Here is a 19141-nt window from a genome sequence, read left to right as displayed (position 1 = left end):
CGTAAGACCGCCCTCACATAAGGGCGGCCGCCGACCGGACAGGGCTCTTCGTGCGGACGCTTCGGGCGAGGCGGGCCGTGCGGGTGGCGACATCGACCGTATACGCGTCCACGGTCATCGCCCGCCCTGACACCTTCAGCACCATGAAGCCGTGGTCGGAGAAGTTCTGCCAGGTCGCCGGGTGGCCGAAATGGGCTCTGCCGTCACCGGCCTTGCCCGCGGCCCCGCACACGATCTGCCGCGTGCCGCCGGTGCGGGTGGTGGGCTCCAGGATCTGGAGCGTGTGGTCGTGCCCGGACAGGATCAGGTCGGCGCGGCCGCACACCACCTCCTCGTACAGCTCCTTGAGGTGGATGCCGCTGGTGTAGTGGCCGATCACGAAGCCGTCGTACGAACCGGCGCTGCCGTGCTTGCCGTTGTTGAGGTAGGGGTGGTGACCGAGGACGATCTTCCAGCGCGCCCGCGACGCCTTGAGCGCGCCGTCCAGCCACCGGCACTGCTCGCGCATGTAGGGGCCGTCCCACCGGTAACGCGGGTCGAGTTGGGCGACGTAGGAGGAGACGGGGTTGGTGTCGATGGCGAAGAACTCCACCAGCGGATCGCCCCCGTCGGCCGAGGGCAGCGCGACGTTGTAGTAGCGGCTCGGCATGTACCAGCGGGGCGACCCCTTGGCGTACGAGACCTCGCGGTCGCCGCGCGAGGGGTCGCCGCCGCTGCCCGGGATCAGCCCCGAGCAGTCGTGGTTGCCGAGGGCCATCAACCACGGGAAGTCCAGTCCCGAGTTGGGCTCCTCGAACTTGGTGCGGAACTCCGAGTCGTGGTCGGACTCGGGGCCGTTCTCGTAGATGTTGTCGCCGAGGCCGACCGCCAGAGAGACCCCTTCGGCGCGGCAGACCGCACGCGCCGCGGCGGCCACCGCGTGCTGCGCCTCCTCACCGGTGCCGGCGTCGCCGGTGAGGAGCACCGCGTACTCCCCGGACCGGTTCGGCGCGGTCGGCAGCGGGAACTTCCCGTCGCGTGCGGCCGCGGCGGCCCGCGTCCCGCCGCCCGGCAGGACCGTCAGCGCCGCGGCCCCGCGACCACGCCGCCGAGGACGGCCCGCCGCCGGGGCGCGCACATGGCGCGGACCCGCTCCCCCACCGGTCCTTCGGCGAGGGCCGGGTCCGCCCGCAGCCACTGCTCCTCCGTCATGTCCGCGCTCGGCGGTATCAACTCGTCGTCGCACATGGGGGGTTTCTCTCACGGCGGGGCGTGAGGTTGGTGGGGAATCGATGAACTCCTGGTGGACGTCCGGCCACGGACGACGCCTCAGACCGCGGCCGCGTCCGTGGACTCCACCTCGGCCGTCCCTTCCGTCCCCTTGGCGAACTGCGTCCGGTAGAGCTCGGCGTACCGCCCGTCCATCGCGAGCAGTTCGTCGTGCGTGCCGCGCTCCACGATCCGGCCCGCCTCGACGACGAGGATGAGGTCGGCGGAGCGCACGGTCGACAGGCGGTGGGCGATCACCACGGCGGTGCGTCCCGCGAGGGCCTCGGCGAGGGCCTCCTGGACGGCGGCCTCGGAGGTGTTGTCGAGGTGGGCCGTCGCCTCGTCGAGGATGACGACCCGCTGGCGGGCGAGGAGCAGTCGCGCGATGGTCATCCGCTGCCGCTCGCCGCCGGAGAGCCGGTAGCCGCGCTCGCCGACCACCGTGTCCAGGCCGTCGGGCAGGGAGCGCACGAGGTCTTCGAGCCGGGCGCGGCGCAGCACGTCCCACAGTTCGTCCTCGCTCGCGCCGGGCCGGGCGAGGAGCAGGTTGTCGCGGACGGACTCGTGGAAGAGGTGGCCGTCCTGGGTGACCATGCCGAGAGTGGCCCGCATGGACGCGGCGGACAGGTCCCGTACGTCGACGCCGCCGATCCGCACGGTCCCCTCGTCGGCGTCGTACAGCCGCGGCAGCAGTTGGGCGATGGTCGACTTGCCCGCTCCGGAGGAGCCGACGAGGGCGACGGTCTGGCCGGGCTCGGCGCGGAACGACAGTCCGTGCAGGACCTCGTCGCCGCCGCGGGTGTCGAGTGCGGCGACCTCTTCGAGGGAGGCGAGGGAGACCTTGTCGGCCGCCGGGTAGGCGAAGCGGACGTCGTCGAACTCGACGGCCACGGGCCCGTCGGGGACCGGTACGGCGTCCGGCTTCTCCTCGATGAGCGGCTTCAGGTCGAGGACCTCGAAGACCCGCTCGAAGCTGACGAGCGCGCTCATCACCTCGACGCGCGCTCCGGCCAGGGACGTCAGCGGCGCGTACAGCCGGGTCAGGAGCAGGGCGAGCGAGACGATGGCACCGGCCTCCAGGGTGCCCTCCAGCGCGAAGTACCCGCCGAGGCCGTAGACGAGCGCGAGGGCGAGGGCTGAGACCAGCGTGAGCGCGGTGATGAACGCGGACTGCGCCATGGCGGTACGTACGCCGATGTCACGCACCCGGCGGGCCCGCGCGGCGAACTCGGCGGACTCGTCGCCGGGCCTGCCGAAGAGCTTGATCAGGGTGGCACCGGGCGCCGAGAAGCGCTCGGTCATCCGGGTGCCCATGGCGGCGTTGTGGTGCGCGGCCTCCCGCTGGAGCTTGGCCATGCGGGCCCCCATGCGGCGGGCGGGCACGACGAACACCGGCAGCAGCACCAGCGCGAGCAGCGTGATCTGCCACGAGAGGGTGAGCATGACGGCGAGTGTGAGCAGCAGCGTGACGATGTTGCCGACGACTCCGGAGAGCGTGTTGCTGAAGGCGCGCTGGGCGCCGATCACGTCGTTGTTCAGGCGGCTGACCAGCGCGCCCGTGCGGGTGCGGGTGAAGAAGGCGACGGGCATGCGCTGGACGTGGTCGAAGACGGCGGTGCGCAGGTCGAGGATGAGGCCTTCCCCGAGGTTCGCCGAAAGCCAGCGGCTCAGCAGGCCGAGGCCGGCCTCGGCGAGCGCGATGGCGGCGATCAGCAGGGCGTAGCGCACGACGGTCGAGGAGTCGGCGTCGGAGACGATGGCGTTGACGACTCCGCCGGCCAGGACGGGTGTGGCCACGGCCAGGAGCGCGGTGATGACGCTCAGCAGCACGAAGTACCAGATACGGCGGCGGTGGGGCCGCGCGAAGGCGCCGATGCGGCGCAGTGTGGCGCGGGCGAAGGGGCGGCGGTCCTGCTGTGCGTTCATGACGCTGTGCAGCTGACTCCAGGCGGTGACTTCCATGCTCATGAGGAGAACGTTAAGACCTCGACCAAACTTGAGGTCAAGGGTTCACCCGCCCGCGTGGATCTCGTGGCTTCCGCCCCTGCCGCGTCTGTTGACCCGCGTGTATCAGGAACGTACTTTCGCTTCAACTCTTGTGGCCACCACAGAAGTTAACCCCCGCCCCGAGGTGAGAAGGCGAACGCATGCGTGATGTACGAAGGCGTACTCTGCTGTCCGCGATCGGCGCTACGGCGGCCACGGGAGGCGCGGTGGGCGCCGCCGGAGCAGCGGGGGCGGCCGCCGACCCGCACGACCCTCGCGTCCGGCGGCTGCTGGACCGTATGACTGTCGAAGAGAAACTGGGGCAGCTCCAGCAGCTGCCGTGGGGCTGGGACACGGGCCCCGGCGGCGGCGCGTCCGAGGCCGTCAGGAAGGCCGAGGACGCGGCGCGCGCGGGCCGGCTCGGGTCCGTCCTGAGCATCTTCGGCGCGAAGGCCACCAACGCCCTCCAGCGCATCGCCGTCGAGGAGTCCCGGCTCGGGATCCCGCTGGTGTTCGGGCTCGACGTCATCCACGGCTTCTGGACGACGTTCCCGATCCCGCTGGCGCAGGCAGCGAGCTTCGACCCGGAAGTGGCGCGGAAGGACGGCGAGGTCTCGGCGAAGGAGGCACGTTCGAACGGCGTGCACTGGACGTTCTCGCCGATGATGGACGTGACCCACGAGCCGCGCTGGGGCCGTATCGCCGAGGGCAACGGCGAGGACCCGTATCTGACGGCGGCGTTCGCCGCGGCGAAGGTGGCGGGCTACCAGGGCGAGCGGGGCGAAGACGGCTCGGACGGCTCGGCGGCGTACGGCGCGAAGGACCGCGTCGCCGCCTGCGCCAAGCACTTCGTCGCCTACGGCGGCGCGGAGGGCGGGCGCGACTACAACACCGTGGACGTCTCGGAGTCGCGCCTGCGCAATCTCTACCTGCCGCCGTTCAAGGCGGCGCTGGAGGCCGGTGCGGCGACGGTGATGGCCTCCTTCAACACCATCAGCGGCGTCCCGGCGCACGGCAACTCCCACACGCTGACCGACATCCTGAAGAAGGAGTGGGGCTTCGACGGTGTCGTCGTCAGTGACTGGAGCGGTGTCCAGGAGCTGATCCCGCACGGCTTCGCCGAGGACGGCGCGGCGGCGGCCCGCCTCGCCCTCAACGCGGGCGTCGACATGGAGATGACCAGCACGCACCTGCTCACGTACGGCAAGAAGCTGCTGCGCGAGGGGAAGATCAGCGGGGACCGGCTCGACGACGCGGTCGCCCGCATCCTGCGCCTCAAGTTCGACCTCGGGCTCTTCGACGATCCGTACGTCGACGAGGGCGACGCCGTCGACGGGCCGACCGCCGCCGCGCGCGAGGCGGCTCGCGAGACCGCCGCGCGCTCGATGGTCCTCCTGAAGAACGAGGAGCACGCGAAGAGCAAGCAGAAGGTGCTGCCCCTGAAGCCGTCCGTCCGGTCCATCGCGGTCGTCGGCCCGTTCGGCGACTCCGACGACCTCCTCGGCACCTGGTCCTTTCCGGCGGCCGTGAAGAAGTACCCCTCGGTGAAGGTCCTGGGCGCCGTCCGGCGCGCGGCTCCGGGCGCGAAGGTGACGTACGCCCGAGGTGTGGGTCCCGGGGGCGAGGACACCGGTGGCATGGGGAAGGCGGTGGCCGCGGCGGGGGCCGCCGAGGTGACGGTGGTGGTGGTCGGGGAGCCGCCCGCGATGAGTGGCGAGGCGGCGGCGCGCGGCGACATCGGTCTGCCCGGCGGGCAGGGGAAGCTGGTGGCGGCCGTCGCCGCGACGGGGAAGCCGTTCGTGGTCGTCCTCGTCAACGGCCGCCCGCTGACCATGGGCGGCTGGCTGGACTCGGCCCCCGCCGTCCTGGAGGCCTGGCATCCGGGCCTTGAGGCGGGGAACGCCATCGCCGACGTGCTGTTCGGCAAGGTCGTGCCCGGCGGCAAGCTGCCCGTGTCGTTCCCGCGCGCGGTCGGCCAGATCCCGGTCCACTACAACCACGAGTCGACGGGCCGCCCCTACGACGCGGACAACAAGTACTCGTCGAAGTACCTGGACCTGCCCCCGGACCCGCAGTTCCCGTTCGGCCACGGCCTGAGCTACACGACGTTCGAGACCGGCGAGCCGAAGCTGAGCCGCGACCGGATCGCGGCGCACGCGCTGCGCCGGGGCGACACCCTGGAGGTCTCGGTGGCCGTCACCAACACCGGGGACCGGGCGGGCGACGAGGTCGTCCAGCTGTACGTCCATGACGTCACCGCGAGCATCACCCAGCCGGTACGCAGGCTGCGCGGCTTCCGGCGGGTGACGCTGGGGCCCGGCGAGTCCCGGACGGTCCGCTTCCGGATCAGCGCCGACGACCTCGGCTTCTGGACGAACGCGCCGGACGGGGAGTTCCGCGTCGAGGAGGGCGCGGTCGATCTCTACGTGGGCAGCAGCTCGCGGGCCACGGCCAGGCGGAGGCTGACGATCACCTGACGGAGAAGACGAGCACCCGATGGGGGCGAGATGCGGTGAGCCGGACGAGCCTCCATGCTGAGAAGAACGGCTCACACCTAGGAGGCCGACGATGTCTGTGATGGACAAGCTCAAGCAGATGCTCAAGGGTCACGAGGACAAGGCCGGCCAGGGCATCGACAAGGCCGGCGACTTCGTCGACGGCAAGACCCAGGGCAAGTACCAGGGTCAGGTCGACACGGCTCAGGAGAAGCTCAGGGGACAGTTCGGCGGGGATCAGGGCCACGAGCCTCCGCGGCAGTGACGCGCGCGGCCGCCGCCTGAAGCGGCTGCGACCGATATGAACGCCTGAGCGCCACGGGCCAGGGCATACACGCCCGGCCCGTGGCGCTCAAGCGTTCATGAGCGGCCGCGGCCCCAGGGCCGCTAGCCCAGTTCGAGCGTGGTGACCCCGAAGACCCGCTCCTGCGCGAACTCCCTGATGGGCCCGGTGTACATACGGGCCGTGTCGAAGGTCGGCTTCATGCCGCGTGCCTCGGCCAGCGCGACGGCCTCGGCGTTGGACTCGGGCACGTCCATCGCGACCGGTCCGCCGTCCGCCTCGGCGACCAGCGCGTCCAGGAGCGCCTCGGCGTCGGCGCGGGTGTCCGCGAACAGCGGCCCGACGCGCAGGGCGTCGCGGCCCGGCCGCAGCACGCCGTACCCCGTCAGCCTGCCGTCGACGATGCGGGCGAGGGCGCGGTGGCCGGGGGCGGCGAGCCAGGACTCCAAGAAGCGCGGCCGGTCGGCGGGCAGGCACGCTCCGTCGTACGCGAGAAGCGCCCGCAGGCCCGCCGCCTCGACGGGGCGTACGTGCCGGTCGGGCGCCCCCACCGCCGACAGCGGGCCGATGTAGCGCAGCGTGCCGTATTCCCGGGCGAAGCCGGAGCGGCGGTAGTTGTCCTGCTGGCCGGGGACACCGTCCAGGCCCACCGTCCGGCCGTCGGCGTGCGCGAGGCCGGCCTGCCACGTGGCGAGGCCGAAGCCGCGGCCTCGCTGGTCGGGGCGGACGAGGTAGAAGCCGAGGAACGCGTAGTCCCGCCCGTAGTTGACGACGGAGACCGCGGAGACGGGCTCGCCGTCGAGGCGTCCCACGAAGAACCCTTCGGGGTCCTGCGCGAAGAACGAGGGGGCGTCGCCGAGTCCCGGGTTCCAGCCCTCGTCCGCCGCCCACCCGGTCACCACACGCCAGTCGTCGAGCGTCGCCCGTGAGATCGCGAGCCGCCCGGGGGCCGTATCCGTCATCGCCGCACCCTTCTCGAACCGACATGGTGCGCAGAGAGAAAAGCGCACGCACCGGATGCATCCTGCCCGAGCCCGCCTTGGCCGATGCCCACGTAGTGCCGGTTCCCTAGCGGGCACGGCAGGGATTCGTTCGAGGTTTTACCTTCCCAACCTGGTCTAGACCTTGACAGGTTCAGACCATTTTCGCTTGAGTCACCGACATCCCCCATGGCGGCGCGGGCCCATCCCCCGCCCCGCCCGTTAGGAGATGTCGCATGCTCAAACGCCTCACCAGCCTCGCGGCCGCACTGGCGGCGGTCGGCGCGCTGATCGTCCTGGGCCCGGCCGCTACCACGGCGTCCGCCGCCGAGTGCGCCTCGCCCTGGAGCTCCTCGACCGTCTACACCGGCGGCAAGTCCGCCTCGTACAACGGACACAACTGGACCGCCAAGTGGTGGACCCAGAACGAGACACCGGGCCGCTCCGACGTCTGGGCGGACCAGGGCACCTGCGGTGGCGGCACGGGTCCGGGCAACCCCGACCCGTCCGGCTTCGTCGTCAGCGAGGCCCAGTTCAACCAGATGTTCCCGAACCGGAATTCGTTCTACACGTACAAGGGCCTGACCGACGCGCTCAAGGCCTACCCGGGCTTCGCGAACACCGGCAGCGACACCGTCAAGCGCCAGGAGGCCGCGGCGTTCCTCGCCAACGTCAGCCACGAGACGGGCGGCCTGGTCCACGTCGTCGAGCAGAACCAGAACAACTACCCCCACTACTGCGACAAGACCCAGCCCTACGGCTGCCCCGCCGGACAGGCCGCCTACTACGGCCGCGGCCCGATCCAGCTGAGCTGGAACTTCAACTACAAGGCGGCGGGCGACGCGCTCGGCATCGACCTGCTCAACAACCCTTACCTGGTGGAGCAGAACCCGGCCATCGCCTGGCAGACGGGCCTTTGGTACTGGAACACCCAGAGCGGCCCGGGCACCATGACCCCGCACAACGCGATGGTCAACGGCGCCGGTTTCGGTGAGACCATCCGCGCGATCAACGGCACCCTGGAGTGCAACGGCGGCAACCCCGCCCAGGTCCAGAGCCGCATCGACAAGTACAAGGCGTTCACACAGATCCTCGGCACCACGACCGGCGCGAACCTGAGCTGCTGATCCCCGCGGGCGGGCCTGCGCGGCAGGCCCGCCCGGCACTTCACGTCAGCGGCTCCAACCGGAACACCGGATGGCGTGCCGCCTCGGCGGCGAACTCCTCGTCGGACGACTCGCCGGTCACGTCGAAGTAGGCCCGGGTGACGGGCACTTCCCGCAGATACTGCCGCAGCACCGGCACGCTCTCCTCGGGCCCGAGCTCGACCACCTTGTGCGTCCGCGACCTGCCACCCCTGCCGAGTCCCACCTGCCCGGCCGCGCGGGCGTTGCGCACCCAGTCGCTCACCCCGTAGGCAGCGACGAGCCAGCGCTCGTCGCCGTCCGACATCACATCGACCGGCGTGGAGTAGGAACGGCCGGTCTTCCTGCCGCGCACCGTCAGGTTGTAGCGGTAGCCCTTGCCGACCCCGAGCCGCGTCATCGTGTGGAACACGCGATTGATCACACGTGTGCCGGCGTTCATGCGATACGTCTTCGCCATCACCCCTCCATATGCCGAAAGGACGGAGCTTACGGCGCGGCCAGCAACTGGGCGGCACCGAGGCGGGCTTGACGTGCCGGTTCGGGTGAGCCGGAGATCGCGGCGGCCGTCATGGCCCCCTCCGCGAGGAGGACCAGCGGGGCGACGGCGCGTTCGGACCCGCCCGCTGATGCCACAAGACCGGCGAGGTAGTCGTGGAACGCGCTCTTGTGCGCCCTGACGGTGTCGGCGACCGCCTGATCGACGGCGCCCAGCTCTCCGTAGGCGTTGATGAAGGCACAGCCCCTGAAGTCCGGTTCGGTGAACCACTCGTACAGCCAGTCGTAGACCGCGAGGACCCGCTCCCGGCCCGCGGGGCAGCCCTCCACATGGGCGGCGAGCCGTGCCCGCCAGCGGCGGTCGTGGCGGTCGAGACAGGCGCGGACCAGCTCCGACTTGGACGGGAAGACCTGGTAGAGCCGCTTGAGCGAGACGCCCGAGGCCGTGCGGACCTGATCCATGCCGACCGCCTGGACGCCGCGTTCGTAGAACAGCTTCTCCGCGGCGTCGAGGAGCCGGGCCTCGGCTTCGGCGTGATCCATGGGGTCTCCGACGGGTCGGTCGAGAACGGGGCGAGAACAGGTCGAGAACGAACGTTCTCTCAGCCTACTACGCGCCTTTCGCCCCCCGCCGCCATTGTGCGAGAACGATCGTTCTCGCTAAGGTGACGCCCCACGAAAGGAAGCCATGACCACACCCTCCACCCCTCGCCCGCCCGTCCCGCCCTTCAGCCACCGGTCGGCCGTCGAGAAGGTCCGTCTCGCCGAGGACGGCTGGAACAGCCGCGACCCCGAGAAGGTCGCCCTCGCCTACAGCGAGGACTCCCACTGGCGCAACCGCGCCGAGTTCGTCACCGGGCGCGACGCCATCGTCGCCCTCCTGTCCCGCAAGTGGGCCCGCGAGCTCGAATACCGCCTGATCAAAGAGGTGTGGGCGCACTCCGACGACCGCATCGCGGTGCGCTTCGCGTACGAGTGGCGCGACGACTCCGGCCAGTGGTACCGCTCGTACGGCAACGAGAACTGGCAGTTCGACGCCGACGGCCTGATGCGCGCCCGCCACGCCTCCATCAACGACCTCCCCATCCAGGAGTCCGACCGGCTGTACCACTGGCCGCTCGGCCGCCGCCCCGACGACCACCCGGGCCTCACCGAACTCGGCCTGTGAACGACGCACGGACCGGCCGGGCGAACGGACCCGGGCGGCCGTGTGTCATCTCCCCCCGTGCGGGGCACCCGGTCGACGACGACGGCCTGGGTCACCAGGCCCGACCGCCCATCGACCGCCAAGGAGGTCCACGTGACCACCGCACGCGACATCATGACGCCGGGCGCCGAGTGTGCCGGAGCCGAGGAGACCGTCACCCAGGCGGCCACGAAACTCACCGAACTCGGCGTCGGCGCCCTGCCCATCTGCGGCACCGACGACCGCCTCAAGGGCGTCATCACCGACCGGGACATCGTGGTCAAGGTCCTCGGCAAGGGGAAGGACCCCGCCAAGGTCCTGGTGAAGGAGCTCGCGCAGAGCGAGGCCGTGACGATCGGCGCGGACGACAGCGTCGACGAGGTCTTCGCGACCATGACGAGTCACAAGGTCCGCCGGCTGCCCGTGATCGACGGCCACACCCTCGTGGGCATGGTGGCGCTCGCCGACGCGGCCCGCGCGCTCTCCGACCCCAAGGCCGGACAGCTCCTGGAGGCCCTCTCCACCGACTGACGGCACGCGCCGCCCGGGGCGGAGCGCGCGACCCCCCCGGGCGGCGCGCTCCGCCTCTCCGCATGCCCCCGCGCATGCGCCGACCTAGGGTGGAACGGCGGCGGGCCGCCGCCCCCGCCCCCACCGCACCAGCCCGGCCGCGCCAGGCGTCACCAGGAGGAACGGCATGCCCATCGCCACGGTCAACCCCGCCACCGGCGAGACGCTCGAAACCTTCGAGCCGATCGCGCCCGCGGAGATCGAACGCCGACTGGCGGCGGCCCACGCCGCGTACGGCCACCACCGCACCACGAGCTTCGGGGAACGCTCACGCCTCCTGCGCCGGGCCGCGGAGCTGCTGGAGGAGGACACCGAGAGCATCGCCCGCACCATGACCACGGAGATGGGCAAGCCGATCAAGGCCGCGAGGGCCGAGGCGGCGAAGTGCGTCAAGGCCATGCGCTGGTACGCCGACCACGCCGAGGGCCTCCTCGCGGACGAGCACCCCGCCGAGGCCGACGTGAGGGACTCCGGGGCGTCCCGGGCGGTCGTCCACTACCGCCCGCTCGGGGTCGTGCTCGCCGTGATGCCGTGGAACTTCCCGCTCTGGCAGGTCGTCCGCTTCGCCGCCCCCGCGCTCATGGCGGGCAACGTCGGCCTGCTCAAGCACGCCTCGAACGTGCCGCGGACGGCGCTGTACCTGGAGGACCTCTTCCGCCGGGCCGGCTTCCCCGAGGGCTGCTTCCAGACGCTGCTCGTCGGCTCGGACGCCATCGAGGACATCCTGCGGGACCACCGGGTGGCCGCCGCGACGCTGACCGGCAGCGAGCCCGCCGGCCGCGCGGTGGCGTCCGTGGCGGGCGACGAGATCAAGAAGACCGTCCTGGAACTGGGCGGCAGCGACCCGTACCTGGTGCTGCCGAGCGCCGACGTCGAGCAAGCCGCGAAGACCGCGGTGACCGCCCGGGTGCAGAACAACGGCCAGTCCTGCATCGCCGCCAAGCGCTTCATCGTGCACGCCGACGTCTACGAGGCCTTCCGCGAGCGTTTCGTCGCGGGAATGCGGAAGTTGACCGTCGGCGACCCGCTGAGCGAGGAGACCGACGTGGGCCCGCTCTCCAGCGAACGGGGCCGCGCCGACCTGGAGGAACTCGTCGACGACGCGGTGGCCCACGGCGCGACCGCGCTCTGCGGCGGGCAGCGCCCCAAGGAGCAGGAGCGGGGCTGGTTCTACGCCCCCACCGTCCTCGCGGACATCACCCCGCGGATGCGGATCCACCGCGAGGAGACGTTCGGTCCGGTGGCCACGCTCTACCGCGTGGACGACCTGGACGAGGCCGTGGCGCTCGCCAACGACACGCCGTTCGGACTGAGTTCGAACGTGTGGACCCGCGACGAGGCCGACATCGCGCGCTGCGTACGGGACCTCCAGGCGGGCGGTGTCTTCTTCAACGGCATGACCGCCTCCCACCCCGGCCTGCCGTTCGGCGGCGTCAAGCGCTCCGGCTACGGGCGGGAGCTCTCGGGCCACGGCATCCGCGAGTTCTGCAACGCCACGACGGTCTGGCACGGCCCGGCGGAGTAGGCCCGGCAGGCCCCGGCACGAGAAGGGGTCACAGGAGTCACGCGGACAGCAGCGAGTCGTCCGTGACCCTCGCTCCCGGCAGCCGGTGGCTGGCCGCCACGAGCGCCGCGTCGACGTCGCTGGTACCGGTGGCCAGGCAGAGGCTGTACGCGACGTCCTCGAACTCCTGCCGGGCCGCGGCATCCCCCTGGTCGGCACGGAGCACCGCCAGGGCCTTGTAGCGCTCCACCAGGTCTTCCAGCACGGCGGGGTGTGCCAGCAGCACGAGGTCCTCCCTGAGGTTCGGGTCCGACGTTCACTCAAGGCCCGCCTGCCCCGCCTCACACGGTCGAATCAGCGAAGTCGCGATCAATTGCCATGATCAATCGCCGTGGCCGGCGGTCGCTTCCGAATTGTTGTTTCCGCGGTTCGTGGGCAGACTCGGTGGCGTGAACACGTCGGACGGCAAGCCCCGGGGCGGGGCCGGAGCAGAAGACACGGACGACGACCGCCGCGAGACGGAGAGCGAGCGCGCCGACCGCCGCTGGACCGAGCTGATCCAGGAAGTGCGGGTGGCCCAGACCGGGGTGCAGATCCTGTTCGGCTTCCTCCTCACCGTGGTCTTCACCCCGCGCTACGCGGAGCTGGGCGACACCGACCAGAAGATCTACGTCGTGACCGTGATCCTCGGTTCGACGGCCACGGGAGCCCTCATCGGCCCCGTCTCCTTCCACCGCATCGTCTCGGGCCGCCAGATCAAGCCGCAGGCGGTGGTGTGGGCGTCGCGTCTGACCCTGGCCGGCCTGATCCTGCTGCTCGGCACGTCGACGGCGGCGCTGCTGCTGGTGCTGCGGATCGCCACCGACGACACCGTGGTGCCGTGGCTGGTGGCCGGTGTCGTCGCCTGGTACCTGCTGTGCTGGTTCGTGCTGCCCGCCTGGGCGCGGTACCGGCACACGTCGGCGGACTGACCGGCGTACCCCCCTGCCCCTCGCGCCTCGCGGCAGCGGGGCGTCAGCCGACGGACACCTTGCCGATGTAGAGCTCCGCGAAGGCGACCGCAGCGGCCGGCGAATCGAACAGCCTGCGCAGCCGGGCGTCCGCGATCCCCGCCGCGAAGGGGTCACCGGATGAGGCTCCGTGCAGGAGGTCCGCGAACCACTGGGAGAACTCCTGGTACTCCCACACCCGCCGCAAGGCGGCCGCCGAGTAGCCCCGCAACCCGCGCTCGTCCCCTTCCCCGACGTACGCGACGAGCGCGTCGCCGAGGAGCAGCGCGTCGTGCAGGGCGAGGTTCATGCCCTTCGCGGCGATCGGCGCGGTGAGGTGGGCGGCGTCTCCCGCGAGGTACAGGCGCCCGTACGCCATGGGTTCCACGACGTAGTTGTGCATGTCCAGGACGCGCTTCTCGATGAGCCGCCCCTCGACGAGCGGCGGCGCGCCGTCGGCGGCCAGCCGCTGGTGCAGCTCGGCCCAGACGCGCTCGTGCCGCCAGGTCGCCGGGTCGTCGCCGGGCGGGCATTGCAGGTAGTAGCGGGTGACCTCGGGACTGCGCGCCATGTGGGCGGCGAAGCCGCGGGGGTGGAGGCCGAAGACGACGCGCTCCGATGAGGGCGGCGCCTCGGCGAGCAGCGCCAGCCAGCCGATGCCGTAGTCGCGGCGGGCGACCGTGACGTGCTCGGCGGGCAGGCAGGCACGTGTCACACCGCGCGCGCCGTCGCATCCCGCGACGGCGTCGCAGTCGATCCGTACGCGCTCCCCCGTCGCGGGGTCCGTGTACGCCACCGACGGGCGGTCGGTGTCGATGCCGTGCAGGGCGACGTCGCGTACGCCGAACCTGATGTCGCCTCCCGCTTCGTCGGCGTAGGCCCGCACCAGGTCCGTGACCAGCAGGGGCTGGGGGTAGACGAAGTGGCGGTGCCCGGACAGCTCGCCGTAGCGGAAGCGGTGGCGCCGCCCCGCGCCGCGGAACTCGCACTCGCTGTGCGCCTGCGCCCGCGCGAGGAGCCGGTCGGCCAGCCCGCGCAGTTCCAGGGCGCGTACCGCCCACTCCTCCAGGAATCCCGCGCGGGGCCGCTGTTCGATGAACTCCCTGCTCTCCGTCTCCAGGACCACGCACTCCACGGAGGCGGCGCGCAGGATGTTGGCGACGGTGAGGCCGGCGGGACCGGCCCCCACGATGACGACGGGCATGCGCAGAGTATGGCGGCCCCGCTCCGAGCAGGCAGGACCGGGTCCCGCACGCGCAGGTGTGGATCACCGGCGGGCGGGCACCCTGGGTCAGGACAGACGCAGGAAGCGATCCGCGCTGTTCGCGACACGTCACCACCTGTGACGCCTCAAGTGGTGACCGATGACGAACCGGCGGAGTGTGGAGGGAGGAACGCCCCTCGTGGAGTTCCCACAGACGGGAGATGCCGCATGACCACGCAGACGCGGACGTCGATGCCGCCGCCGGTCCGTCCGGCACATCTGCTCGCCCCGCCCGGGGTGTACGCGCCCCAGTACGACACCGAACTCCTGACCCGTGCCCTGCACCGCGAGGGCATCGACGAGGGCACTTCCGTCCTGGACCTGGGCACCGGCACCGGAGCACTCGCCGTCGCGGCGGCCCGCCGGGGCGCGCGGGTCACGGCGGTCGACATCTCCTGGCGAGCGGTGCTGACCGCGCGCCTCAACGCGCGCCTGGCCGGGCAGTCGGTCACCGTGCGCCACGGCGACCTGCGGACCGCGCTGCCGAAGGGCCCCTACGACCTCGTGGTCAGCAACCCGCCCTACGTGCCGTCTCCTTCTCCGCGGCTGCCCCGGCGCGGCGCGGCGCGGGCGTGGGACGGCGGCCCCGCCGGGCGGGCCCTCGTGGACCGTGTCTGCGACGCCGCGCCCCGCGCCCTGCGCCCGGGCGGCGTCCTGCTGATGGTGCACTCCGCGCTGTGCGACGCCGACGCCACGCTCGACCGGCTCGCGAAGCTCGGCATGCGGGCCGAGGTATCGGACCGGGAGTTCATCCCGTTCGGGCCCGTGCTGCGATCCCGCAGGGGCTGGCTGCGCCGGCGCGGTCTCCTCGGCGAGGACGACAACCGCGAGGAGCTGGTGGTCATCCGTGCCGAACTCCGCTGAACAGCCGCGCCGCGTCACGATCGACCCCGAGGGCCCACTCCTGGTGGAGGGTCCGGTCGAGGTGGTCGGGGACGACGGCGCCGTCCACACCTCGCGGCGCTTCGCCGTCGCGATCTGCACGTGCCGCCGCAGCCGTACGTACCCCTGGTGCGACACCAGTCACCGCCGCCGGGTCAAGCCCGACGGCGGGCGGGCGCGTACGGCGGGTCGCCAGGACCAGGAAACGGACACCTCGTCATGACGGTCTTTGTCGAGTCCCGCCTCCACAGCCCCGAACTCCCGGCCCCGCGCGGCGATCTGTCCGACGCCGTCGCCGCCGCGCTGCTGTACGACGGGCCCGTCGCGACGCCGCGACAGCAGCAGGCGGAGCGCGCCGACCCGTACGGCGACGACCTCCAGCTGGCGCTGTACATCCTCTACGAACTCCACTACCAGGGCTTCCAGGGTGTGCCCGACGAGCGGGAGTGGGATCCCGCGCTGCTTGCCCTGCGCCACACGCTGGAGCAGCGGTTCCTGACGGCCCTGCGGGCCGATGTGCCGTCCGACCAGAGCGCCGAAGAGGCCCTGGCCGCGCTGCTGGTGGAGCCCGTCGGGCACGACGAGTCGAGCGTCAGCCACCATCTCCAGCGCGACGGGGAGCTGTGGGAGCTCAGGGAGTACGCGGCGCTGCGCTCCCTCTACCACCTGAAGGAGGCCGATCCGCACGCCTGGGTCATCCCCCGGCTGCACGGCCGGGCCAAGGCGGCCATGGTGGCCATCGAGTTCGACGAGTTCGGCGCGGGGCGTGCGGAGGAGATCCACGCCCGGCTCTTCGCCGACCTGATGGCCGATCTGGGCCTGGAGACGGCGTACGGCCACTACGCCGACGCGGCTCCCGCCGAGGCCCTCGCCTCCGTCAATCTCATGTCGCTCTTCGGTCTGCACCGCGCCCTGCGCGGCGCGCTGGTCGGCCACTTCGCGGCTGTCGAGGTGACCTCGTCGCCCGGTTCGCGACGGCTGGCCAATGCCCTGCGGCGAGCCGGCGCGGGGCCTGCCGCCCAGCGGTTCTACGACGAGCACGTGGAGGCGGACGCCGTGCACGAGCAGGTGGTGCGCCGCGACGTGGTCGGCGGACTGCTGAGCGCGGAGCCCGCGCTGGACGCCGATGTGGCCTTCGGTGTCCGGGCCACCGGCTTCCTGGAGGACCGTCTCGGCGCGCGCCTTCTGGAGCACTGGCGGCAGGGACGCCCTGCGCTGCGTGTGCCGCTGCCCGGTGCGCTCGGTCCGAGCGCACCGGCCGAGTGAGCCGTTCGCCCGCCCGCTCAGCCCTCGACGCCGGTCGCGCCGTGGGCTGAGCCCACGGGCTTCGACTCGGGGGAGCCGCGCTGGCGCAGATAGACGGAGAAGATGGCCATCGAGCCGACGGCGAGCAGCTCGGACTGCCAGTTCTGCAGGGTGCGGGACCAGAAGTCGGCGGCGCCGAGATAGTCGAACCAGCCGATGGGCGCCTGGAGTTCGCGCAGGTGCTCTTCGTTGTAGGCGGCCACGCCGGTGACGGACTGGGCGAACCACGAGAGCAGGAACAGTACGCACATGAGGGTGCCGAGCGAGCGGGAGTACCAGGCCTGACGCGCCCCGCCGACGCCGGCCCAGCGCGGCGATTCGGGTCTCGCGCGCTCCCCGGTCTTCTGTTCCTCGTCGCACTCCGGGCCGGCCTTGTGGAGTTCCTTGGACTCGGGCGAGCCGCGCTGGAGCAGCCAGACCGTGCCGAAGATGTAGAGGAAGAACTGGAGGTACTCCGACTGCCAGTTCTCCGTCACGTCGACGGCGAAGTCGGAGGTGAGGAGATAGCCGCCGAAGCTCAGCGGGTGCAGCTCCTCGGCGATCAGCCGGTTGTTGAACTCGGCGTGCCCGGCGATGGCCTGTCCGGCCAGGGTCAGCAGGAAGCCGGCGCCGAACGCCAGGGTCAGGCCGTTGTCGCGCAGGAAGCTCCGGTCCCGGGTCACCGCTGCATCACCCCCAGCGCCACGCAGTAGGCGAGCCCACCGACCACCGTGAGCAGATACGCCGTGAACAGGGTCCGCATGCGTCAACCACCCTTGATCAGACACTGATAGGGCTTCTCGGGGCGCGGGGTGCACCCGGCCCCGGTGACCTTCCAGCCGCCCGGGAAGGACGACAGGAAAAGCGTGTCGCGGTCGGTCACGACACGCGCCTGCCGTCCGTACGCGTCGACGCCGCAGATCTCCTGCGCGAGGGGCAGACCCGCCTCGGGCAGGGCCCGCACGCAGGGCTGTTCAGAGGACTGCTCCAGTTCGTCGCGGGTCCCCGGGGCGAGCGCCGCGCAGCCGCGTACCGCGTCACTCGCGCGCAGACTCGCCTCGAAGCGGGACGCCGCCTCGGCGGCGGCGTCCTCACGCGCGTCGGCGTTGCCGCAGCCGGTCAGCGCGCCGAGGAGCGCCGCCGCGAGCAGTCCCGACCTCGTTGCGCGCACCAGTTCTGCTCCCCTCCGCGGCGGCCGGTTCGTCGGCTGCCGCACCCGGCGGTGGTCCGCGCGGGTGCGAGCGCCTCACGACACGATGCCCGTAGGCCGCCAAGGGGAGCGGAACGTGTGCGTCCGACACGCGAGGGTGCGCCCGATCGAGGTGTGTCCGGCGGAGGCCGCCGCCCGTTCAGGCCTTTTCGCGCGGCTCCCCGCGTTCGGCGCTCCTGAGGCGCAGCTGGGTCTGGACCTCCTGGTCGCCGGAGACGGTGCCGGTGACCTTCGCTTCGAAGGCCGATTCGAGCGCCGCGCGCAGCCTGTTCACCGCGACGGGACCGCCTTGCAGGTCGGCGGTGACGGAGCCCGCGAGCAGGACGCCGGGGACGGTCTCCGGGGTGTGCGAGGCGCAGAAGACGCCGGTCCAGACGGCGGGCCGCGTGTCGCTCGTCTGGTGAGGCGCGTCGTAGCCGCGGTCGGACGGGAAGTACTCGTTCAGCACGGTGAAGACGGTGTCCGCGTCGGCCGGGGAGCAGTCGTCGAGCGCGACTTGCACCAGGTCGGAGTCGGGCTGCTGGGTGGGGGAAGCGGGGTTCGGTGTGTCGTTCACGCTTGACTCTCTCCGGTGGGGTCGCTGATGCCTGACGGGGGCGCGGGTACCCGGTGAAGTGGCGGGTACCCGGCGGGTCACAAGTCGCGCAGGGCGGGCAGCAGGTTCTTCTCGGCCCATTCGATGAAGGGACGCTGATGGTCGCCGCCCACCTGGACGAGGGCGATCTCGGTGAAGCCGGCCTCGGCGTAGGGGCGTACGGCCTCGACGAAGTCGTCGACCTTGTCGCCGCAGGGGATCTGCTCCGCGATGTCCTGCTCGGTGACGAACTGCGTGGCGCCCGTGAAGCCCGAGGGCCCCGGCAGTTCGGAGTTGACCGGCCAGCCACCCATGGACCAGCGGAACTGGTCGTGGGCGCGGGCCACGGCCGCGTCCTTGTCGGGGTCGTAGCAGACGGGCAGCTGGCCGACGCGGGGCTTGCCGCTGCCGCCGTGCCGGTCGAAGGAGTCGAGCAGCTCGGCCTTGGGCTCGGTCGCGATGACGAGGTCGGCGAGCCGTCCGGCCAGGGCGCAGGAGCGCCCGCCCGAGACCGCGACGCCGATGGGCGGCAGCTCGTCGGGGAGGTCCCACAGGCGGGCGTTCGCCACGTCGAAGTGGGTGCCCTGGTGGTTCACGTTGTCACCGGCGAAGAGGGCGCGGATGATCTCGATCGCTTCCTCCAGCATCTCGAGCCGGGTCTGCGGGGAGGGCCAACCGGCGCCGACGACGTGCTCGTTGAGGTTCTCGCCCGAGCCGAGACCGAGCCGGAAGCGGCCTTCGGAGAGCAGCTGCATCGTCGCGGCCTTCTGCGCGACCACGGCCGGGTGGTAGCGGACCGTCGGGCAGGTCACGTACGTCATGAGCGGGATCCGCGAGGTGGCCTGTGCCGCGGCGCCGAGTACGCTCCAGGCGTACGGGGAGTGCCCCTGGGACTCCAGCCACGGGAAATAGTGGTCCGAGGTGACGGAGAAGTCGAAGCCCGCCTGCTCGGCGGCGACCACATCCTCGACCAGGGCGCGGGGCCCGGCTTGCTCAGTCATCATTGTGTAGCCGATTTGCACCATAAACCATCGCTTTGCCGA

At 71.7% G+C, this 19141-nt stretch carries 22 protein-coding genes; 10 read left to right on the top strand and 12 right to left on the bottom strand.

The genetic code is table 11. The features are described 5' to 3' along the window. Window positions 1–13: 13 nt before the first annotated feature. The 3 genes from KKZ08_RS35120 to KKZ08_RS35110 all read right to left on the bottom strand — a co-directional run bounded on the left by KKZ08_RS35120 (window position 14) and on the right by KKZ08_RS35110 (window position 3216). Window positions 14–1117 carry a metallophosphoesterase gene (locus KKZ08_RS35120; protein WP_223778272.1) on the bottom strand — a complete coding sequence of 368 codons (1104 nt, stop codon included), beginning with the start codon at window positions 1115–1117 and terminating at the stop codon, window positions 14–16. Further along, on the bottom strand, window positions 1060–1227 hold the full coding sequence (locus tag KKZ08_RS35115; RefSeq protein WP_223778271.1) for a hypothetical protein: 168 nt from the start codon (window positions 1225–1227) through the stop codon (window positions 1060–1062). Before KKZ08_RS35115 ends, KKZ08_RS35120 begins: the two co-directional genes overlap by 58 nt. Before the next feature lie 81 nt (window positions 1228–1308). Further along, window positions 1309–3216 (bottom strand): ABC transporter ATP-binding protein, encoded by a 1908-nt coding sequence (locus KKZ08_RS35110; RefSeq protein WP_223778270.1) that lies wholly within the window; start codon window positions 3214–3216, stop codon window positions 1309–1311. Between the two features lie 179 nt (window positions 3217–3395). Here KKZ08_RS35110 and KKZ08_RS35105 point away from each other — a divergent pair, with 179 nt between their 5' ends. Both KKZ08_RS35105 and KKZ08_RS35100 read left to right on the top strand, forming a co-directional pair. After that, the gene (locus KKZ08_RS35105) at window positions 3396–5711 is read left to right on the top strand and encodes a glycoside hydrolase family 3 N-terminal domain-containing protein (RefSeq protein WP_223778269.1); all 2316 of its coding nucleotides are present in this window, start codon (window positions 3396–3398) and stop codon (window positions 5709–5711) included. Between the two features lie 91 nt (window positions 5712–5802). Further along, window positions 5803–5994 carry an antitoxin gene (locus KKZ08_RS35100; protein WP_223778268.1) on the top strand — a complete coding sequence of 64 codons (192 nt, stop codon included), beginning with the start codon at window positions 5803–5805 and terminating at the stop codon, window positions 5992–5994. A gap of 122 nt (window positions 5995–6116) precedes the next feature. Here KKZ08_RS35100 and KKZ08_RS35095 read toward each other — a convergent pair whose 3' ends face one another. After that, window positions 6117–6974 (bottom strand): GNAT family N-acetyltransferase, encoded by an 858-nt coding sequence (locus KKZ08_RS35095; RefSeq protein ID WP_223778267.1) that lies wholly within the window; start codon window positions 6972–6974, stop codon window positions 6117–6119. Between the two features lie 254 nt (window positions 6975–7228). On the opposite strand from KKZ08_RS35095, the gene KKZ08_RS35090 reads away from it, so the two are divergent. Then, on the top strand, window positions 7229–8119 hold the full coding sequence (locus KKZ08_RS35090; RefSeq protein ID WP_223778266.1) for a glycoside hydrolase family 19 protein: 891 nt from the start codon (window positions 7229–7231) through the stop codon (window positions 8117–8119). Window positions 8120–8159: 40 nt separating this feature from the next. On the opposite strand, the gene KKZ08_RS35085 is transcribed toward KKZ08_RS35090, so the two are convergent. Continuing rightward, window positions 8160–8597: a nitroreductase family deazaflavin-dependent oxidoreductase gene (locus KKZ08_RS35085; RefSeq protein WP_223778265.1), complete on the bottom strand. Its 438-nt coding sequence runs from the start codon at window positions 8595–8597 to the stop codon at window positions 8160–8162. Between the two features lie 29 nt (window positions 8598–8626). Continuing rightward, a complete protein-coding gene (locus KKZ08_RS35080; protein ID WP_223778264.1) occupies window positions 8627–9178 on the bottom strand; it encodes a TetR/AcrR family transcriptional regulator in 552 nt (183 codons plus the stop codon). Window positions 9179–9323: 145 nt separating this feature from the next. Here KKZ08_RS35080 and KKZ08_RS35075 point away from each other — a divergent pair, with 145 nt between their 5' ends. From KKZ08_RS35075 to KKZ08_RS35065, 3 genes are all read left to right on the top strand, one after another. Then, complete coding sequence (locus tag KKZ08_RS35075) at window positions 9324–9803, top strand: nuclear transport factor 2 family protein (RefSeq protein WP_223778263.1); 480 nt, start codon at window positions 9324–9326, stop codon at window positions 9801–9803. A gap of 132 nt (window positions 9804–9935) precedes the next feature. Next, window positions 9936–10352 (top strand): CBS domain-containing protein, encoded by a 417-nt coding sequence (locus KKZ08_RS35070; protein WP_205036042.1) that lies wholly within the window; start codon window positions 9936–9938, stop codon window positions 10350–10352. A 166-nt stretch (window positions 10353–10518) separates the two neighbouring features. Continuing rightward, the gene (locus KKZ08_RS35065; RefSeq protein ID WP_223778262.1) at window positions 10519–11916 is read left to right on the top strand and encodes an NADP-dependent succinic semialdehyde dehydrogenase; all 1398 of its coding nucleotides are present in this window, start codon (window positions 10519–10521) and stop codon (window positions 11914–11916) included. A 37-nt stretch (window positions 11917–11953) separates the two neighbouring features. On the opposite strand, the gene KKZ08_RS35060 is transcribed toward KKZ08_RS35065, so the two are convergent. Then, window positions 11954–12181: a DUF5133 domain-containing protein gene (locus KKZ08_RS35060; protein WP_223778261.1), complete on the bottom strand. Its 228-nt coding sequence runs from the start codon at window positions 12179–12181 to the stop codon at window positions 11954–11956. Window positions 12182–12344: 163 nt separating this feature from the next. Here KKZ08_RS35060 and KKZ08_RS35055 point away from each other — a divergent pair, with 163 nt between their 5' ends. Continuing rightward, window positions 12345–12866 carry a DUF6328 family protein gene (locus KKZ08_RS35055; RefSeq protein ID WP_223778260.1) on the top strand — a complete coding sequence of 174 codons (522 nt, stop codon included), beginning with the start codon at window positions 12345–12347 and terminating at the stop codon, window positions 12864–12866. A gap of 43 nt (window positions 12867–12909) precedes the next feature. On the opposite strand, the gene KKZ08_RS35050 is transcribed toward KKZ08_RS35055, so the two are convergent. Next, window positions 12910–14088, bottom strand: a complete 1179-nt coding sequence (locus KKZ08_RS35050) for a 4-hydroxybenzoate 3-monooxygenase (protein ID WP_223778259.1) — start codon at window positions 14086–14088, stop codon at window positions 12910–12912. A gap of 228 nt (window positions 14089–14316) precedes the next feature. Here KKZ08_RS35050 and KKZ08_RS35045 point away from each other — a divergent pair, with 228 nt between their 5' ends. From KKZ08_RS35045 to KKZ08_RS35035, 3 genes are read left to right on the top strand one after another with little or no spacing between them, the layout of a single operon-like run. Continuing rightward, window positions 14317–15012: a HemK2/MTQ2 family protein methyltransferase gene (locus KKZ08_RS35045; RefSeq protein ID WP_223778258.1), complete on the top strand. Its 696-nt coding sequence runs from the start codon at window positions 14317–14319 to the stop codon at window positions 15010–15012. Next, complete coding sequence (locus KKZ08_RS35040) at window positions 14996–15253, top strand: CDGSH iron-sulfur domain-containing protein (RefSeq protein WP_223778257.1); 258 nt, start codon at window positions 14996–14998, stop codon at window positions 15251–15253. The genes KKZ08_RS35045 and KKZ08_RS35040 overlap by 17 nt, the downstream gene beginning before the upstream one ends. Continuing rightward, the gene (locus KKZ08_RS35035) at window positions 15250–16296 is read left to right on the top strand and encodes an iron-containing redox enzyme family protein (RefSeq protein WP_223778256.1); all 1047 of its coding nucleotides are present in this window, start codon (window positions 15250–15252) and stop codon (window positions 16294–16296) included. The genes KKZ08_RS35040 and KKZ08_RS35035 overlap by 4 nt, the downstream gene beginning before the upstream one ends. 17 nt (window positions 16297–16313) lie before the next feature. On the opposite strand, the gene KKZ08_RS35030 is transcribed toward KKZ08_RS35035, so the two are convergent. The 4 genes from KKZ08_RS35030 to KKZ08_RS35015 all read right to left on the bottom strand — a co-directional run bounded on the left by KKZ08_RS35030 (window position 16314) and on the right by KKZ08_RS35015 (window position 19123). Continuing rightward, entirely contained in the window at window positions 16314–16997 is a 684-nt protein-coding gene (locus KKZ08_RS35030) for a DUF6766 family protein (protein WP_223778255.1), read from the bottom strand. Window positions 16998–17080: 83 nt separating this feature from the next. Beyond that, window positions 17081–17485 (bottom strand): hypothetical protein, encoded by a 405-nt coding sequence (locus tag KKZ08_RS35025; protein ID WP_223778254.1) that lies wholly within the window; start codon window positions 17483–17485, stop codon window positions 17081–17083. A gap of 178 nt (window positions 17486–17663) precedes the next feature. Then, on the bottom strand, window positions 17664–18080 hold the full coding sequence (locus tag KKZ08_RS35020; RefSeq protein WP_223778253.1) for a hypothetical protein: 417 nt from the start codon (window positions 18078–18080) through the stop codon (window positions 17664–17666). A 77-nt stretch (window positions 18081–18157) separates the two neighbouring features. Continuing rightward, the gene (locus KKZ08_RS35015; protein ID WP_223778252.1) at window positions 18158–19123 is read right to left on the bottom strand and encodes an LLM class F420-dependent oxidoreductase; all 966 of its coding nucleotides are present in this window, start codon (window positions 19121–19123) and stop codon (window positions 18158–18160) included. Window positions 19124–19141 lie beyond the last annotated feature (18 nt).

This window comes from Streptomyces sp. 135, assembly GCF_020026305.1.
GTDB lineage: Bacteria > Actinomycetota > Actinomycetes > Streptomycetales > Streptomycetaceae > Streptomyces.
The sequence above is the reverse complement of the archived record's forward strand: the minus strand, read 5'-3'. Positions and strand labels throughout refer to the sequence as shown.

Bases quoted from the DNA above. Each gene is read 5' to 3' on its own strand.
- KKZ08_RS35045 (WP_223778258.1), top strand. From the start codon at position 14,317: ATGACCACGCAGACGCGGACGTCGATGCCGCCGCCGGTCCGTCCGGCA.
- KKZ08_RS35075 (WP_223778263.1), top strand. From the start codon at position 9,324: ATGACCACACCCTCCACCCCTCGCCCGCCCGTCCCGCCCTTCAGCCAC.
- KKZ08_RS35115 (WP_223778271.1), bottom strand. From the start codon at position 1,227: ATGTGCGACGACGAGTTGATACCGCCGAGCGCGGACATGACGGAGGAG.
- KKZ08_RS35095 (WP_223778267.1), bottom strand. From the start codon at position 6,974: ATGACGGATACGGCCCCCGGGCGGCTCGCGATCTCACGGGCGACGCTC.
- KKZ08_RS35050 (WP_223778259.1), bottom strand. From the start codon at position 14,088: ATGCCCGTCGTCATCGTGGGGGCCGGTCCCGCCGGCCTCACCGTCGCC.
- KKZ08_RS35105 (WP_223778269.1), top strand. From the start codon at position 3,396: ATGCGTGATGTACGAAGGCGTACTCTGCTGTCCGCGATCGGCGCTACG.
- KKZ08_RS35035 (WP_223778256.1), top strand. From the start codon at position 15,250: ATGACGGTCTTTGTCGAGTCCCGCCTCCACAGCCCCGAACTCCCGGCC.
- KKZ08_RS35110 (WP_223778270.1), bottom strand. From the start codon at position 3,216: ATGAGCATGGAAGTCACCGCCTGGAGTCAGCTGCACAGCGTCATGAAC.
- KKZ08_RS35065 (WP_223778262.1), top strand. From the start codon at position 10,519: ATGCCCATCGCCACGGTCAACCCCGCCACCGGCGAGACGCTCGAAACC.
- KKZ08_RS35015 (WP_223778252.1), bottom strand. From the start codon at position 19,123: ATGGTGCAAATCGGCTACACAATGATGACTGAGCAAGCCGGGCCCCGC.
- KKZ08_RS35085 (WP_223778265.1), bottom strand. From the start codon at position 8,597: ATGGCGAAGACGTATCGCATGAACGCCGGCACACGTGTGATCAATCGC.
- KKZ08_RS35080 (WP_223778264.1), bottom strand. From the start codon at position 9,178: ATGGATCACGCCGAAGCCGAGGCCCGGCTCCTCGACGCCGCGGAGAAG.
- KKZ08_RS35100 (WP_223778268.1), top strand. From the start codon at position 5,803: ATGTCTGTGATGGACAAGCTCAAGCAGATGCTCAAGGGTCACGAGGAC.
- KKZ08_RS35090 (WP_223778266.1), top strand. From the start codon at position 7,229: ATGCTCAAACGCCTCACCAGCCTCGCGGCCGCACTGGCGGCGGTCGGC.